Source organism: Pseudomonas sp. 65/3-MNA-CIBAN-0223 (assembly GCF_040310425.1).
Taxonomy (GTDB): Bacteria; Pseudomonadota; Gammaproteobacteria; order Pseudomonadales; family Pseudomonadaceae; genus Aquipseudomonas; species Aquipseudomonas gregormendelii.
Genome location: NZ_JBEOPV010000019.1, coordinates 36,307 through 51,644, shown reverse-complemented (window position 1 = coordinate 51,644; position 15,338 = coordinate 36,307). Strand labels below are relative to the sequence as shown.

Below are 15,338 nucleotides of genomic sequence, written 5' to 3'. Positions count from 1 at the left end.
ATGTTTTGCAGGGCCCATTTGCATGATGATCCCCTCCCCGTGGCGCGCCGACTTCCCGGCCATCGCCGCACTGCAACGGCAAGACCAGACTTATCTGGACAACGCCGCCACCACGCAAAAACCCCAAGCCCTGCTGGATGCTCTGGCGCACTACTACGCCAACGGCGCCGCCAACGTGCATCGGGCACAACACCTGCCCGGCGCCCACGCGACCCAGGCATTCGAGGACAGCCGCCGCAAAGCCGGACAATGGCTGAATGCCGGCGATAGCGGGCAGATCATCTTCACCCACGGCGCCACCTCCGCGTTGAATCTCCTGGCCTATGGCCTGGAGCACTCATTCCAGCCGGGCGACGAGATCGTTATCAGCGCCCTGGAGCATCACGCCAACCTGCTGCCATGGCAGCAATTGGCCCATCGCCACAAGCTGAAGCTGGTGATCCTGCCACTGGACACCGACGGCCTCATCGACCTGGACGCCGCCGCCCTGCTCATCGGCCCGAGCACTCGCCTGCTGGCTGTCAGCCAGCTCTCCAACGTGCTGGGAGCCTGGCAACCGTTACCCGCCCTGTTGGCCCTGGCACGGAGCCACGGCGCCATCACCGTAGTCGATGGCGCCCAAGGGATCGTTCACGGTCGCCACGACGTGCAGGCCCTGGGTTGCGACTTCTATGTGTTTTCCAGCCACAAGCTGTACGGACCGGATGGCCTCGGTGTGCTGTTTGGCCGGCATGAAGCACTGGCACACCTGCGCCACTGGCAATACGGCGGCGAGATGGTGCTCGATGCCAATTATCACGACGCTCGTTTTCGTCCCGCGCCCCTGGGTTTCGAAGCAGGAACACCGCCGATCGCCAGCGTCATCGGGCTCGGCGCCACCCTGGATTATCTGGCAGGTCTGGATCAGGAAGCCGTGTCGGCCCATGAAGCCGCCCTGCACGACTATTTGCTCAAGGGCCTGCAAGCCCGCAACGGCATTCGCCTGCTGGGCAAACCGCAACTGGCCCTGGCCAGCTTTGTGGTCGAGGGTGTGCATAACTCGGATCTGGCGCACCTGCTGACCGAACAGGGGATTGCCGTGCGCGCTGGTCATCACTGCGCCATGCCGTTGCTGAAGAGTCTTGAACTGGCCGGCGCGATCCGGGTGTCGTTGGCGCTGTACAACGACTCCGATGATCTTGAGCGGTTCTTTGAAGCCCTGGACCAGGCCCTGGAGTTGCTGCGATGAGCCTGCCAGCGGACGCCGTCACGGCGCTGGCCACCTTCCAGGAAGCCGCAGGCTGGGAACAACGCGCGCGCCTGTTGATGCAGTGGGGCGACCGCCTGCCTGCACTCGGCGATGAGGACAAAGTCGACGCCAACCGCGTGCATGGCTGTGAAAGCCAGGTGTGGTTGGTGGGCTCGCTGCAGGACGGCCACTGGCAGTTTGCCGCGAGCAGTGATGCGCGGTTGATTCGCGGGTTGGTGGCGTTGCTGCTGGCGCGGATCAATGGCCTGCCGGCGAGCGAATTGAAGCAGGTCGATTTGCCGCAATGGTTCAATCAACTGGGACTGGGCCGGCAGCTCTCCCCCTCGCGCAGCAATGGCCTCAATGCAGTACTGCAGCGCATGCAAGAACTCGCCCCGTAGGAGCCGACTTGCTGGCAATGCGGTCGACGCGCTCTGTTGTACCCGTAGGAGCTGCCGAAGGCTGCGATCTTTTGATCTTCGGCGCCCACTTCGACGCTAAAGATCAAAAGATCGCAGCCTTCGGCAGCTCCTACAAGTGTCTATGCCTCGGGTTTGATGCGATCCGCCGGGCGCCGCACTCCCGCCACGATCTTGTCCACAGCCTTGGTCGCCGCGACCATGCCGAACGTCGCCGTCACCATCATCACCGCGCCAAACCCGCCGGCGCAGTCCAGCTTCACCCCATCGCCCACGAAACTCTTCTGCAGGCAAATGCTGCCATCGGGTTTCGGGTAGCGCAGTTGTTCGGTGGAAAACACGCAAGGCACGCTGTAATGCCGGGTCACGGTGCGCGAGAAGTTGTAATCGCGGCGTAGCGTGGAACGCACTTTCGAAGCCAGCGGGTCGTTGAACGTACGGTTCAGGTCACAGACCTGAATCAGCGTCGGATCAATCTGCCCGCCCGCGCCCCCGGTGGTGATGATCTGGATCTTGCGGCGCTTGCACCAGGCAATCAGTGCCGCCTTCGCGTTGACGCTGTCGATGCAATCGATCACGCAGTCGATATTCGGCGTGATGTATTCGGCCATGGTCTCGCGGGTAACGAAATCCGCCACCGCGTGCACGGTGCAAGCCGGGTTGATCCCACGCAAGCGCTCGGCCATCACCTCGACCTTGGGCTTGCCCACGGTGCTGTCCAGCGCATGCAACTGGCGGTTGGCGTTGCTGACGCAGACGTCATCCAGGTCGAACAGCGAAATCTCTCCCACACCGCAGCGCGCGATCGCTTCCGCTGCCCAGGAACCGACGCCACCGACGCCGACGATTGCCACATGCGCCGCGCGCAGGCGCTCAAGGCCCTCGATGCCATACAAGCGGGCGATGCCGGCAAACCGTGGATCTTCTGTACTCATGACCATTACCCCAAAAACCGGCGCGCAGTATAGGGCCATCGCGAGACAAGTTTAAGCGTCGGCGACAAGTGTAAGAACTTATGTGAAATCAGAGTGCCCAATGTAGGACATTTCCCTGCTAGCTGTAGGATCAGAGAACCTACAGTGTAGGATGTGCACCCTTGCCCTTGTCAGTCAGTCGCCAACCGCCCCTTCGTTCCACAGCCTTTGGAACCCGAAAAAGCTATGTCATCGCGTAAATTTGGACTCAACCTGGTCGTGGTGCTCGCCATCGCAGCCTTGTTTACCGGCTTCTGGGCGCTGATCAATCGCCCGGTCACCGCTCCCAACTGGCCTGAACAGATCTCCGGCTTCTCCTATTCGCCGTTCCAGCAAGGCCAGTACCCGCAAAAAGATCAATATCCAAACGACGATGAAATGCGCCGTGACCTGGAGATCATGAGCAAGCTGACGGACAACATCCGCACTTATTCGGTCGATGGCACGCTGGGGAATATTCCCAAGCTCGCGGAAGAGTTCGGCTTGCGTGTCACCCTGGGCATCTGGATCAGCCCGGACGAGGAGCGCAATGAGCGGGAAATCCTGCGCGCCATTGAAATCGCCAACACTTCGCGCAGCGTGGTGCGGGTGGTTGTAGGAAACGAGGCAATCTTCCGTAAGGAAATTACCGCTGCGGAACTGGGCATGATTCTCGATCGCGTACGCGCGGCGGTGAAAGTGCCCGTGACCACGTCCGAACAATGGCACGTCTGGGAAGAACACCCGGAGCTGGCCAAGCACGTCGACCTGATCGCCGCTCACGTATTGCCCTACTGGGAGTTCATCCCGGTGGACAAGGCCGGGCAATTTGTACTGGACCGCGCCCGTGACCTGAAGAAAATGTTCCCCAAAAAACCCCTGCTGCTCTCGGAGGTTGGCTGGCCGAGCAACGGGCGCATGCGCGGTGGCGCCGATGCGTCGCCGGCAGACCAGGCGATCTATTTGCGCACGCTGGTCAACAAGCTCAACCGCCAGGGCTTCAACTACTTCGTGATCGAAGCCTTCGACCAACCGTGGAAGGCCAGTGACGAAGGTTCGGTGGGCGCCTACTGGGGTGTATTCAATGCCGCACGCCAGCAGAAATTCAACTTTGAAGGCCCGGTAGTCGCAATCCCGCAATGGCGCGTGCTGGCGGTCGGCTCGGTGGTACTGGCCCTGCTGTCCCTGACGCTGCTGATGATCGACGGCTCGGCGCTGCGCCAGCGTGGTCGCACGTTCCTGACCTTCATCGCATTCCTTTGCGGTTCGGTGCTGGTGTGGATCGGTTATGACTACAGCCTGCAATACAGCACCTGGTTCAGCCTGACAGTAGGCATCCTGCTCGCCCTCGGTGCGTTCGGCGTGTTCATCGTGCTGCTGACCGAGGCCCATGAACTGGCCGAAGCGGTATGGACCCACAAACGTCGGCGCGAATTCCTGCCGGTGGTGGGCGACTCGAACTATCGGCCAAAAGTCTCGATCCACGTGCCTTGCTATAACGAGCCACCGGAGATGGTCAAACAAACCCTCAACGCCCTCGCCAACCTCGACTATCCGGACTTCGAAGTCCTGATCATCGACAACAACACCAAAGACCCGGCCGTCTGGGAACCGGTGCAGGCGTACTGCGAAACCCTGGGGCCGCGTTTCAAGTTCTTCCACGTCGCCCCCCTGGCCGGCTTCAAGGGCGGTGCGCTGAACTACCTGATCCCACACACCGCCAAGGATGCCGAAGTCATTGCAGTGATCGACTCCGACTACTGCGTCGACCCGAACTGGCTCAAACACATGGTGCCGCACTTCGCCGACCCGAAAATCGCCGTGGTGCAGTCGCCGCAGGATTATCGCGACCAGAACGAAAGCACCTTCAAGAAGCTCTGCTATGCGGAATACAAAGGTTTCTTCCACATCGGCATGGTCACCCGCAACGACCGTGACGCGATCATCCAGCACGGCACCATGACCATGACCCGTCGCTCGGTGCTCGAGGAGTTGGGCTGGGCTGACTGGTGCATCTGCGAAGACGCCGAGCTGGGCCTGCGGGTGTTCGAAAAAGGCCTGTCGGCAGCGTACTACCACACCAGCTACGGCAAGGGCCTGATGCCCGATACCTTCATCGACTTCAAGAAGCAGCGGTTCCGCTGGGCCTATGGGGCGATTCAGATTATCAAGCGGCACACCGCGAGCCTGTTGCGCGGCAAGGACACTGAACTGACCCGCGGCCAGCGTTACCACTTCCTCGCGGGCTGGCTGCCGTGGGTGGCGGACGGCATGAATATCTTCTTCACGGTCGGCGCCCTGCTGTGGTCGGCGGCGATGATCATCGTGCCGCAGCGGGTCGATCCACCGTTGCTGATTTTCGCGATTCCGCCCCTGGCACTGTTCGTGTTCAAGGTCGGCAAGATCATCTTCCTGTACCGCCGCGCGGTCGGGGTGAACCTCAAGGATGCCTTCTGTGCGGCGCTGGCAGGGCTGGCGTTGTCGCACACCATCGCCAAAGCGGTGCTGTACGGGTTCTTCACCAGCAGCATTCCGTTCTTCCGCACGCCGAAAAATGCCGACAACCACGGCTTCTGGGTGGCGATTTCGGAGGCGCGCGAAGAAGTGTTCATCATGTTGCTGTTGTGGGGCGCGGCATTGGGGATCTTCCTGGTGAACGGCTTGCCAAGTAATGACATGCGCTTCTGGGTCACCATGTTGCTGGTGCAATCGCTGCCGTACCTGGCGGCATTGATCATGGCGTTCCTGTCCTCGTTGCCCAAACCTTCGTTGGAAGCCGAACCGGCAACGGCATAATCCGTTATGGGATAACGTCAAACGGCGGCCTTCGGGTCGCCGTTTTGCTTTAGAATGATCGCCCTTTTGCACAGGTTTACCGTGCGCACCTCGGAGCTTCTACATGACGGCCCACGCCGACCTTTCGCCGACCCTTCAACTCGCCATCGACCTCATCCGCCGTCCATCCGTGACGCCGCTCGACGCCGATTGCCAGAAGCAGATGATGCAGCGCCTGGGCGATGCCGGTTTCACGCTGGAACCGATGCGCATCGAGGATGTGGATAACTTCTGGGCCACCCACGGCCAGGACGCGGGCCCGGTACTGTGTTTTGCCGGCCACACCGACGTCGTGCCAACCGGCCCGGTGGCCGCCTGGCAAATCGACCCGTTCAACGCGCTGATCGATGAACACGGCATGCTCTGCGGCCGTGGCGCGGCGGACATGAAAGGCAGCCTGGCGTCGATGACCGTGGCCGCCGAGCGCTTCGTCACCGACTACCCGAACCACAAGGGCAAGGTCGCATTCCTGATCACCAGCGACGAAGAAGGCCCCGCCCATCACGGGACCAAGGCCGTGGTCGAGCGTCTGGCTGCACGCAAGGAGCGCCTGGACTGGTGCATCGTCGGCGAACCGTCGAGCACCACACTGGTGGGCGATGTGGTGAAGAACGGTCGCCGTGGCTCCCTGGGTGCCAAATTGACCGTGCGCGGCGTGCAAGGTCACGTTGCTTACCCGCACCTTGCCAAGAACCCGATCCACCTGGCTGCCCCGGCGCTGGCCGAACTGGCCGTCGAGCACTGGGACAACGGCAACGACTTCTTCCCGCCTACCAGCTTCCAGATTTCCAACGTGAATTCCGGCACCGGCGCAACCAACGTGATTCCGGGCGACCTGGTGGCGGTGTTCAACTTCCGTTTCTCCACTGAGTCCACGGTTGAAGGCCTGCAGAAACGCGTTGCCGACATCCTCGACCGGCATGGCCTGGACTGGCATATCGACTGGGCGCTGTCCGGCCTGCCGTTCCTGACCGAGCCAGGCGCTTTGCTGGATGCGGTTGCATCGAGCATCAAGGACATCACCGGTCGCGACACCAAGGCGTCCACCAGCGGTGGCACCTCTGACGGACGTTTCATCGCCACCATGGGCACCCAGGTCGTCGAACTGGGGCCGGTCAACGCGACCATCCACCAGGTCAACGAGCGAGTGCTGGCCGCCGATCTCGACGTGCTGACCGAAATCTACTACCAGACCCTGATCAAGTTGCTCGCCTGATGCTCGCCTGCCCGATCTGCAGCGAACCGCTGAACGACGTGGACAACGGCGTGGCCTGCCCCGCGGGACACCGGTTCGACCGCGCACGCCAGGGTTACCTCAACCTGCTGCCGGTACAGCACAAGAACAGTCGCGACCCTGGGGATAACCTGGCGATGGTCGAGGCTCGCCGTGACTTCCTCAACGCCGGTCATTATGCCCCGGTGGCCCGGCGCCTGGCCGAACTGGCGGCGCAGTACGCGCCGCAACGCTGGCTGGACATCGGTTGTGGCGAAGGCTATTACACCGCGCAAATCGCCCAGGCACTGCCCAATGCCGACGGCTACGCGCTGGATATTTCCCGGGAAGCGGTCAAACGCGCCTGCAAGCGCAACCCGCAACTAACCTGGCTGATCGCCAGTATGGCGCGGGTGCCGCTGGCTTCCGGCAGTTGCCAGTTTTTGGCCAGCGTGTTCAGTCCCCTGGACTGGGAAGAAGCCAAGCGCCTGCTCAGCTCCGGTGGCGGCCTGATGAAGGTCGGACCGACCAGCGGCCACCTGATGGAATTACGCGAGCGCCTGTACGATGAAGTCCGTGAATACACCGACGACAAGCATCTGGCCCTGGTACCGCAGGGCATGGTGCTGGCGCACAGTGAAACCCTGGAGTTTCGCCTGAGCCTGGCAAGCGGCCTGGACCGTGCCAACCTGTTGGCCATGACGCCCCATGGCTGGCGCGCCGGTGCCGAACGCCGGGCTGCGGTGATCGAGCAGGTTGAACCGTTCGAGGTCACCGTTTCAATGCGTTACGATTACTTCGTACTTCAATAATTTTGGTCTTGAGTTAACAACTTGAGGCCGGCTAAATCCGCGAATGGATTTTTCAGACCCGCAGTGAGGACATCCATGCGCCAACCCGATATCGAGATTTACCTGAAAGACGCTGACGTTGACTACAAGGCGGTCGCCACCTGGCTCGGCGAAGCCTTGGGGCCGTGCACCGACTGGGTCCAGAAGGGCCAGACCTACAAGTGCAAGGCCGGCAATGTCCCGGTGACCTGGTTGCCGAAGGCTGTAGGAAAATGGAACAGCCTGTACCTGGAAAGTGACCAGACCCCGTGGGAAGACGACATCGCCTGCGCCCGCGCTGCATTTGCCGCACTGAACGTCGAAGTACGCTGCGCGCCAGGTACTTGGGTCGAGGAAGAAGGTGAAGAGACCGCGGATCGCTGGATGCGCATCAGCGCTGATGGTGAAGAAGAGATCACCTGGAAGACCGCATAAAAGCGAATAGATCGTCCGAACGCGGCCCGAACCTTCGGCAGCTCCTACAGGGTCATGTGAACACCTGTAGGAGCTGCCGAAGGCTCGCGCCGCGTTCGGACGATCTTTTGATCTTAAAATTTACAACCCAACCACATCCTCAGCCTGCAATCCCTTCTCTCCCGTCACTACGGCGTATTCGACCTGCTGACCTTCCGCCAACGAACGATGCCCCTCGCCGCGGATCGCGCGGTAGTGCACGAAAACGTCCACCCCGTCCTCGCGCTGAATGAAGCCATAACCCTTGGCGTCGTTGAACCACTTCACATTGCCAGTCTCGCGCGTTGCCATGAATCGCACCTCTTCTTTTTATTGTTGAGGCGCGAGTATAGGACAGCCCGAAAAACTCTCAACTGAACTTTACTTAGCCGCTTTTTTGCCGATTTTCGATGAATCCGGCACACTATCGACCGCCCGAGCAAATGCTCGGTCTCATTCACTCACGCAGAAGCCGTATGACCCGCTCCCCGTTCCGCCGTCTAGTGTTTGGCACCTTGCGCCGACTGCTGTACCTCTGGGTTCGCTCGGAGACGATCAACCAGTCGTCGTTCACCCTCAACCTCGACCGCAGCCGGCCGGTGTTCTACGTCCTGCAAAATCCTTCGCTGACCGACCTTGCCGTGGTCGATACCGAATGCACCAAGGCCGGTCTGCCGCGCCCGGTCCTGCCGGTGTCGGTGGGCAACCTGCTGGAGCCGGCGGCGTTTTTCTACCTGACGCCCGACCCCGACTGGCTCGGCCGCCAGGACAAGCGTGGCGCGCCGCCGACCCTGACCCGGCTGGTCAGTGCCCTGAGCCAGAATGCCGCCGAAGACGCGCAGATCATTCCCGTCAGCGTGTTCTGGGGCCAGTCGCCAGACAGCGAATCGAGCCCGTGGAAACTGCTGTTCGCCGACAGCTGGGCAGTCACCGGCCGCCTGCGCAGGTTGCTGAGCATCATCGTGCTGGGCCGCAAGACCCGGGTACAGTTTTCCGCGCCGATTCACCTGCGTGAGCTCATCGATCACAACAAGGGCCATGAGCGCACAGTGCGCATGGCCCAGCGCATCCTGCGGGTGCACTTTCGCAACCTGAAAGCCGCCGTGATCGGGCCGGACATTTCCCACCGGCGCAACTTGGTCAAGGGCTTGCTCAACCAGCCGCTGGTCAAGCAGGCGATCCTCGAGGAGGCCGAGCGCGAGAACATCTCCCCGGAAAAAGCCAAGGCCCAGGCCCTGCGCTATGGCAACGAGATCGCGTCGGACTACACCTATACCGCGATCCGTTTCCTCGAAGTCGTGCTGAGCTGGTTCTGGAACAAGATCTACGACGGGATCAAGGTCAACCACATCGAAGGCGTGCAAAAGGTCGCCCAGGGTCACGAAGTCATCTACGTGCCGTGCCATCGCAGCCATATCGATTACCTGCTGCTGTCCTACCTGCTGTTCCGCAACGGCCTGACTCCGCCGCACATCGCCGCCGGGATCAACCTCAACATGCCGGTGATCGGCAGCCTGCTGCGCCGCGGCGGCGCGTTTTTCATGCGCCGCACGTTCAAGGGCAACCCGTTGTACACCTCAGTGTTCAATGAATACCTGCACACCCTGTTCACCAAAGGCTTTCCGGTCGAATACTTCGTCGAAGGTGGCCGCTCGCGCACCGGGCGCATGCTGCAACCAAAAACCGGGATGCTGGCGATCACGTTGCGCAGCTTCCTGCGGTCCTCGCGGATGCCTATCGTCTTCGTGCCGGTGTACATCGGTTACGAGCGAGTGCTGGAAGGTCGTACCTATCTGGGCGAGCTACGAGGGGCCACGAAGAAGAAGGAGTCGATCTTCGACATCTTCAAAGTCATCGGCGCCCTCAAGCAACGCTTCGGCCAGGTGGCCGTCAACTTCGGCGAGCCGATCAAACTGGCGGAGTTCCTCGACAGCGAGCAGCCCGACTGGCGCCAGCAGGAACTCGGCCCGCAGTTCAAGCCGGCGTGGCTCAACGAAACCACCCATCGCCTGGGCGAAAAAGTCGCGCAGCACCTGAACGAAGCGGCAGCCATCAACCCGGTCAACCTGGTCGCACTCGCCCTGCTCTCCACCAGCCGCCTGGCCCTGGACGATCGCGCGATGGCGCGGGTGCTCGACCTGTACCTGGCGCTGCTGCGCAAAGTACCGTACTCGCCGCACACCACCCTGCCGGAAGGCGATGGTCGGGCGCTGATCGAGCACGTGAAGGACATGGACCTGCTCTCCGAGCAGAGCGATGCCCTGGGCAAGATCCTGTACCTGGACGAGCAGAACGCCGTCCTGATGACCTACTACCGCAACAACGTGCTGCATATCTTCGCGCTGCCCGCGCTGCTGGCCAGTTTCTTCCAGAGCGCCTCGCGCATGAGCCGGGAGCAGATCCTGCGCTACACCCGCGCGCTGTACCCGTACCTGCAGTCGGAGCTGTTCATTCGCTGGTCCCTGGATGAACTCGATGCGGTGGTCGATCAATGGCTGGAGGCATTCGTCGAGCAAGGCCTGTTGCGATTCGAAAACAATGTGTACCTGCGCCCGGCGCCGAGCTCGCGACACTTCGTGCTGCTGACCCTGTTGTCCAAGAGCATCGCCCAGACCTTGCAGCGCTTCTACATGACCGTGTCCTTGCTGCTCAACAGCGGCCAGCACAGCGTCAGCGCCGAAGAACTGGAAGACCTGTGTACCGTCATGGCCCAGCGCCTGTCGATCCTGCACGGTTTGAACGCTCCTGAGTTCTTTGACAAGAGCCTGTTCCGGCACTTCATCCAGACCATGCTCGACCTTGACGTGTTGCGCCGTGACGAAGCCGGCAAGCTGAGCTATCACGAGCTGCTGGGCGAACTGGCTGAAGGCGCGGCGAAGCGTGTGTTGCCAGCGGAGATTCGCCTGTCGATCCGCCAGGTGGCCTTGCACCGCAGCGAAGATGCAGCGGATCAGCCACCCGCACCAACCGAAATTTCATGAAGTCCTTGTGGCAATGAATTCCCCTGCAGGAGCAATGCTTGCTCGCGATGGCGGTGTATCAGACAGCAAAAATGTCGAATGCCGCCCGGAGCAGCCTCGCGCCCACATTCAGAACGGAGACACCCCTATGAAAAAACTCTCTCTACTGGCCGCAGCCACCCTGCTCAGCGCCTGCCAATCCATGCAACCTGCAGCAAAAACCAGCCTCGACGGCGAAGTGTTCTACCTGCAACGCATCGCCTTGCCGCCGACCGCCACCCTGAGCGTCAGCTTGCAGGACGTCTCCCTGGCCGACGCACCAGCGGTCGTCCTCGACGAACACAAAGGCCCGGTCAAAGGCCAGGTGCCCCTGCCCTTTCACCTGAGCTACGACCCGGCGCAGGTCAAGCCCGGCCACCGTTACTCGGTCAGCGCACGCATCGAAGCGGATGGCCAGTTGCTGTTCATCACCACCGAAAATCACGCCGTGCAGCTGGATGGCAGTGATCCGCAGCCACTGAAGATTCGCGTGAACGCCGCTCGCTAACGCCCTTTTACCCTAAGGAAGCCGCCATGCCCCCCATGATCCTCCGCTTCACCGGCCTCTGTGCAGGCTTGCTGATGTGCGCCAACGCCATGGCGCTGTCGCTCAATGACCTGTCACAAAAAGACGCTACCGGGGGTCTCAAGGACGCCCTGACCCAAGGCGCACAGCTCGCCGTCAAACAACTGGGCGCTCCAGGCGGCTTCAGTAACAACCCTGAAGTGAAAATCGAGCTGCCGGGCAAACTGGGCAAGGTCGCCAGCAAGATGAAACAGTTCGGCATGGGGGCCCAGGTCGATCAACTGGAGACCAGCATGAACAAGGCCGCTGAAACGGCCGTGGTCCAGGCCCAGCCGATTCTTGTGGATGCGGTGAAGAAGATGACGGTCGACGATGCCAAGGGCATCCTGGGCGGCGGCAATGACTCGGCCACGCAGTACCTGAGCAAAACCAGTCGCGAACAGATCCGCGTCAAGTTCCTGCCCATCGTCAAGCAAGCCACCGACCAGGTCGGCCTGGCCAAGCAATACAACGCCTTCGCCGGTCAGGCGGCTACCTTGGGTGTATTGGATGCCAAGAACGCCAACATCGAAGGCTATGTGACCGAGCAAGCGCTGAACGGCCTGTTCGAGATGATCGGCAAACAGGAAGAAACCATCCGCAACAACCCGGCCGCTGCGGCGACCAGTTTGGCGAAGAAGGTGTTTGGCAGCCTGTAAACAGTGGGAGCAAAGCTTGCTGCGGGAAGCGTTGCGACGATAGCCCTGAGGCGATCTGCGAGTGAAATCGCGTAGCATCGATCGCGAGCAAGCTTTGCTCCCACAGGGGAGGATCAGGCCGGGTCCTTCCTGATGCGGAACCATGCCGCATACAACGCCGGCAGAAACAACAGCGTCAACGCTGTGGCCACAATCAGCCCGCCCATGATGGCAACCGCCATCGGCCCGAAGAACACGCTGCGTGACAGCGGGATCATCGCCAGCACTGCCGCCAGCGCCGTCAGCACGATTGGCCGGAAGCGTCGGACCGTGGCTTCGATGATCGCTTGCCAAGGCGTGAGCCCGGCGGCGATGTCCTGCTCGATCTGGTCCACCAGGATCACCGAGTTGCGCATGATCATCCCCGACAGGGCGATGGTCCCCAGCATCGCGACGAAGCCGAACGGCTGCCGGAATACCAACAGGAACAGCGTCACGCCGATGAGCCCCAGCGGCGCGGTCAGGAACACCATCACCGTGCGCGAGAAGCTGCGCAGTTGCAGCATCAGCAAGGTCAGCACCACCACGATAAACAAGGGTACGCCAGCCTTCACCGAGTTCTGCCCACGGGCCGAATCTTCGACGGTGCCGCCGACATCCAGCAGGTAGCCGTCCGGCAGCTCGGCGCGAATCGGATCGAGGGTCGGCATGATCTGCGCCACCAGGGTCGCCGGTTGTTCCTTGCCGTAGATATCGGCCCGAACGGTGACGTTGGGCAGGCGATTACGGTGCCAGATGATGCCCTCTTCAAAGCCGTATTCCAGCGTCGCGATCTGTGACAGCGCCACGCTGCGCCCGTTGTCGGTCGGCACGGCGAGGCTCGGCAGCAAAGACAGCTCGGTACGCTCGTGCAGGGTGCCGCGCAGCAGGATCTCGATCAATTCGTTGTCTTCGCGGTACTGGCTGACGCTGGAACCGGTCAGGGAACTCTGGAGGAATTTTGCCAGGCTCGCGGTGCTCACCCCAAGCGCCCGGGCACGGTCCTGATCGACGTTGAGGTACACCACCTTGCTCGGCTCTTCCCAGTCCAGGTGCACGTTGACCACATGCGGGTTCTCGCGCACTTTCGCCGCGACCTTGCGCGCCAGGGCACGCACCTCCTCGATGTGTTCACCGGTCACCCGGAACTGCACCGGATATCCCACGGGCGGGCCGTTTTCCAGGCGCGTCACCCGCGAGCGCAAGGCCGGAAACTGCTCGTTGAGGGTCTCGATCAGCCAGGTGCGCAGGGGTTCGCGGTCTTCGATGGTCTTGGCCAGCACCACAAACTGGGCAAAGCTGGCGGCTGGCAGTTGCTGATCCAGCGGCAGGTAAAAGCGCGGTGACCCAGTGCCCACGTAAGCCACGTAACTATCGATACCGGCGTGATCCTTAAGCAGCACTTCGAGACGTTTGACCTCTTCGGCGGTGTTGCTCAGGGACGCGCCCTCGGCCAGCTTCAGGTCGACCATCAGTTCAAGGCGGCCGGACGCCGGGAAAAATTGCTGCGGCACAAACCGGAACAGCGCAATAGAGGCAATGAACAACACCACGGTTAACACGATCACGGTCTTGCGCCACCGTACGCACCACTCCACCAGGCGCCGCACGCGCTGATAGAACGGAGTGCCGTAAGGATCAGGCTGACCACTGCCGTGTTTGGCTGCGTGAATTTTCGCCAGATCAGGCAGGAGTTTTTCCCCCAGATACGGCACGAAGACCACGGCGGCGACCCAGGACGCCAGCAGTGCGATGGTCACTACCTGGAAGATCGAGCGGGTGTACTCGCCAGTGCCCGATTGCGCCGTGGCAATCGGCAGAAAGCCGGCGGCGGTGATCAGCGTGCCGGTGAGCATCGGGAACGCGGTGCTGGTCCAGGCGTAGCTGGCCGCCTTGACCCGGTCGAAGCCCTGCTCCATTTTGATCGCCATCATTTCCACGGCGATGATCGCATCGTCCACCAGCAAGCCCAGCGCCAGCACCAGGGCTCCGAGGGAGATTTTGTGCAGGCCGATGCCCAGGTAATACATGCAGGCGAATGTCATCGCCAGCACCAGGGGAATCGCCAACGCCACGACCATGCCGGTGCGCACGCCAAGGGAGAAGAAACTCACCAGCAATACGATCGCCAGGGCCTCCACCAGCACCTGGATGAATTCGCCAACGCCGGTTTTTACTGCAGCGGGCTGGTCCGAGACCTTGCGCAACTGCATCCCGGCCGGAAGATTCTTCTGGATGCGGTCGAATTCGACTTCCAGCGCCTTGCCCAGCACCAGGATGTCGCCACCGTCCTTCATCGCAACCGCCAGGCCGATGGCGTCCTGCGCCATGAAGCGCATACGCGGCGCCGGCGGGTCGTTAAAACCACGCCGTACGTCAGCCACATCGGAAATGCGGAACGTACGTTCGCCCACCCGGATCGGAAAGTTCTTTATCTCATCGACTGTCTGAAAATTCCCCGACACCCGCAGCTGCAAACGTTCACTGCTGGTTTCGAAGAACCCCGCCGTAGACACCGCATTCTGCTCTTCCAACGCTTGCTGGACTGCGGCCAGGGGCAAACCCAGGGTGGCGAGCTTGACGTTGGACAGCTCGATCCAGATCTTCTCGTCCTGCAGCCCAAGCAGCTCGACCTTGCCGACATCCTTGACCCGTTGCAGCTGGATCTGGATGCGATCGGCGTAGTCCTTGAGCACCGCGTAATCGAACCCATCGCCGGTCAGGGCGTAGATATTGCCGAAGGTGGTGCCGAATTCATCGTTGAAAAACGGCCCCTGGATGCCCGGGGGCAAGGTGTGGCGAATGTCGCTGATCTTCTTGCGCACCTGATACCACAGCTCGGGAATCTGCACCGAGTGCATGGAATCCCGGGCGATAAACGTCACCTGGGATTCTCCTGGACGAGAGAACGACACGATGCGTTCGTACTCCCCGGTTTCCATCAGCTTCTTTTCGATGCGTTCGGTAACCTGCCGCGAGACTTCCTCGGCCGTTGCGCCCGGCCAATTGGTGCGAATTACCATGGCCTTGAAAGTGAACGGCGGGTCTTCGCTCTGGCCGAGCTTGGTGTAGGAAAGCGCTCCAACCACGGCCAGCAGCAGCATCAGGAACAGTACGATCTGGCGGTTACGCAACGCCCACTCGGAAAGATTGAAGCCCATCGGGG

Annotated in this window: 12 protein-coding genes; 9 read left to right on the top strand and 3 right to left on the bottom strand. The window is 61.5% G+C overall.

Going from position 1 to position 15,338, the window contains the following annotated elements; genetic code table 11:
• The first annotated feature begins 22 nt into the window (after positions 1-22).
• Both AAEZ09_RS21340 and AAEZ09_RS21335 read left to right on the top strand, forming a co-directional pair.
• Complete coding sequence (locus AAEZ09_RS21340; protein WP_045060123.1) at positions 23-1,228, top strand: aminotransferase class V-fold PLP-dependent enzyme; 1,206 nt, start codon at positions 23-25, stop codon at positions 1,226-1,228.
• Positions 1,225-1,629 carry a SufE family protein gene (locus AAEZ09_RS21335; protein ID WP_350600688.1) on the top strand — a complete coding sequence of 135 codons (405 nt, stop codon included), beginning with the start codon at positions 1,225-1,227 and terminating at the stop codon, positions 1,627-1,629. The genes AAEZ09_RS21340 and AAEZ09_RS21335 overlap by 4 nt, the downstream gene beginning before the upstream one ends.
• Positions 1,630-1,769: 140 nt before the next feature.
• On the opposite strand, the gene tcdA is transcribed toward AAEZ09_RS21335, so the two are convergent.
• Positions 1,770-2,582: a tRNA cyclic N6-threonylcarbamoyladenosine(37) synthase TcdA gene (gene tcdA / locus AAEZ09_RS21330; protein WP_177328560.1), complete on the bottom strand. Its 813-nt coding sequence runs from the start codon at positions 2,580-2,582 to the stop codon at positions 1,770-1,772.
• A 225-nt stretch (positions 2,583-2,807) separates the two neighbouring features.
• Here tcdA and AAEZ09_RS21325 point away from each other — a divergent pair, with 225 nt between their 5' ends.
• The 4 genes from AAEZ09_RS21325 (at position 2,808) to AAEZ09_RS21310 (ending at position 7,913) form a co-directional block, all read left to right on the top strand.
• Positions 2,808-5,396, top strand: a complete 2,589-nt coding sequence (locus AAEZ09_RS21325) for a glycosyltransferase (protein WP_045060120.1) — start codon at positions 2,808-2,810, stop codon at positions 5,394-5,396.
• Between the two features lie 103 nt (positions 5,397-5,499).
• Complete coding sequence (dapE, locus tag AAEZ09_RS21320) at positions 5,500-6,651, top strand: succinyl-diaminopimelate desuccinylase (RefSeq protein ID WP_045060119.1); 1,152 nt, start codon at positions 5,500-5,502, stop codon at positions 6,649-6,651.
• A complete protein-coding gene (locus AAEZ09_RS21315) occupies positions 6,651-7,460 on the top strand; it encodes a putative RNA methyltransferase (RefSeq protein WP_350600687.1) in 810 nt (269 codons plus the stop codon). Before dapE ends, AAEZ09_RS21315 begins: the two co-directional genes overlap by 1 nt.
• Positions 7,461-7,535: 75 nt before the next feature.
• Complete coding sequence (locus AAEZ09_RS21310) at positions 7,536-7,913, top strand: hypothetical protein (RefSeq protein WP_045060117.1); 378 nt, start codon at positions 7,536-7,538, stop codon at positions 7,911-7,913.
• A gap of 120 nt (positions 7,914-8,033) precedes the next feature.
• Here the strand turns inward: AAEZ09_RS21310 and AAEZ09_RS21305 are convergent, their stop codons facing one another.
• Complete coding sequence (locus AAEZ09_RS21305) at positions 8,034-8,243, bottom strand: cold-shock protein (RefSeq protein ID WP_010462862.1); 210 nt, start codon at positions 8,241-8,243, stop codon at positions 8,034-8,036.
• Positions 8,244-8,407: 164 nt separating this feature from the next.
• Between AAEZ09_RS21305 and plsB the strand changes: the two genes are divergently transcribed.
• The 3 genes from plsB to AAEZ09_RS21290 all read left to right on the top strand — a co-directional run bounded on the left by plsB (position 8,408) and on the right by AAEZ09_RS21290 (position 12,154).
• Entirely contained in the window at positions 8,408-10,912 is a 2,505-nt protein-coding gene (gene plsB, locus AAEZ09_RS21300; protein ID WP_205893160.1) for a glycerol-3-phosphate 1-O-acyltransferase PlsB, read from the top strand.
• Positions 10,913-11,039: 127 nt separating this feature from the next.
• Complete coding sequence (locus AAEZ09_RS21295) at positions 11,040-11,438, top strand: YbaY family lipoprotein (RefSeq protein ID WP_045060115.1); 399 nt, start codon at positions 11,040-11,042, stop codon at positions 11,436-11,438.
• 38 nt (positions 11,439-11,476) lie between these two features.
• Positions 11,477-12,154 carry a DUF4197 domain-containing protein gene (locus tag AAEZ09_RS21290; RefSeq protein ID WP_350600716.1) on the top strand — a complete coding sequence of 226 codons (678 nt, stop codon included), beginning with the start codon at positions 11,477-11,479 and terminating at the stop codon, positions 12,152-12,154.
• Between the two features lie 113 nt (positions 12,155-12,267).
• On the opposite strand, the gene AAEZ09_RS21285 is transcribed toward AAEZ09_RS21290, so the two are convergent.
• A complete protein-coding gene (locus tag AAEZ09_RS21285) occupies positions 12,268-15,333 on the bottom strand; it encodes an efflux RND transporter permease subunit (protein ID WP_045060113.1) in 3,066 nt (1,021 codons plus the stop codon).
• Positions 15,334-15,338 lie beyond the last annotated feature (5 nt).

Coding starts and splice junctions, on each gene's coding strand:
- tcdA (WP_177328560.1), bottom strand. CDS start 2,582: ATGAGTACAGAAGATCCACGGTTTGCCGGCATCGCCCGCTTGTATGGC.
- AAEZ09_RS21305 (WP_010462862.1), bottom strand. CDS start 8,243: ATGGCAACGCGCGAGACTGGCAATGTGAAGTGGTTCAACGACGCCAAG.
- AAEZ09_RS21285 (WP_045060113.1), bottom strand. CDS start 15,333: ATGGGCTTCAATCTTTCCGAGTGGGCGTTGCGTAACCGCCAGATCGTA.
- dapE (WP_045060119.1), top strand. CDS start 5,500: ATGACGGCCCACGCCGACCTTTCGCCGACCCTTCAACTCGCCATCGAC.
- AAEZ09_RS21325 (WP_045060120.1), top strand. CDS start 2,808: ATGTCATCGCGTAAATTTGGACTCAACCTGGTCGTGGTGCTCGCCATC.
- AAEZ09_RS21340 (WP_045060123.1), top strand. CDS start 23: ATGATGATCCCCTCCCCGTGGCGCGCCGACTTCCCGGCCATCGCCGCA.
- AAEZ09_RS21310 (WP_045060117.1), top strand. CDS start 7,536: ATGCGCCAACCCGATATCGAGATTTACCTGAAAGACGCTGACGTTGAC.
- AAEZ09_RS21295 (WP_045060115.1), top strand. CDS start 11,040: ATGAAAAAACTCTCTCTACTGGCCGCAGCCACCCTGCTCAGCGCCTGC.
- AAEZ09_RS21315 (WP_350600687.1), top strand. CDS start 6,651: ATGCTCGCCTGCCCGATCTGCAGCGAACCGCTGAACGACGTGGACAAC.
- plsB (WP_205893160.1), top strand. CDS start 8,408: ATGACCCGCTCCCCGTTCCGCCGTCTAGTGTTTGGCACCTTGCGCCGA.
- AAEZ09_RS21335 (WP_350600688.1), top strand. CDS start 1,225: ATGAGCCTGCCAGCGGACGCCGTCACGGCGCTGGCCACCTTCCAGGAA.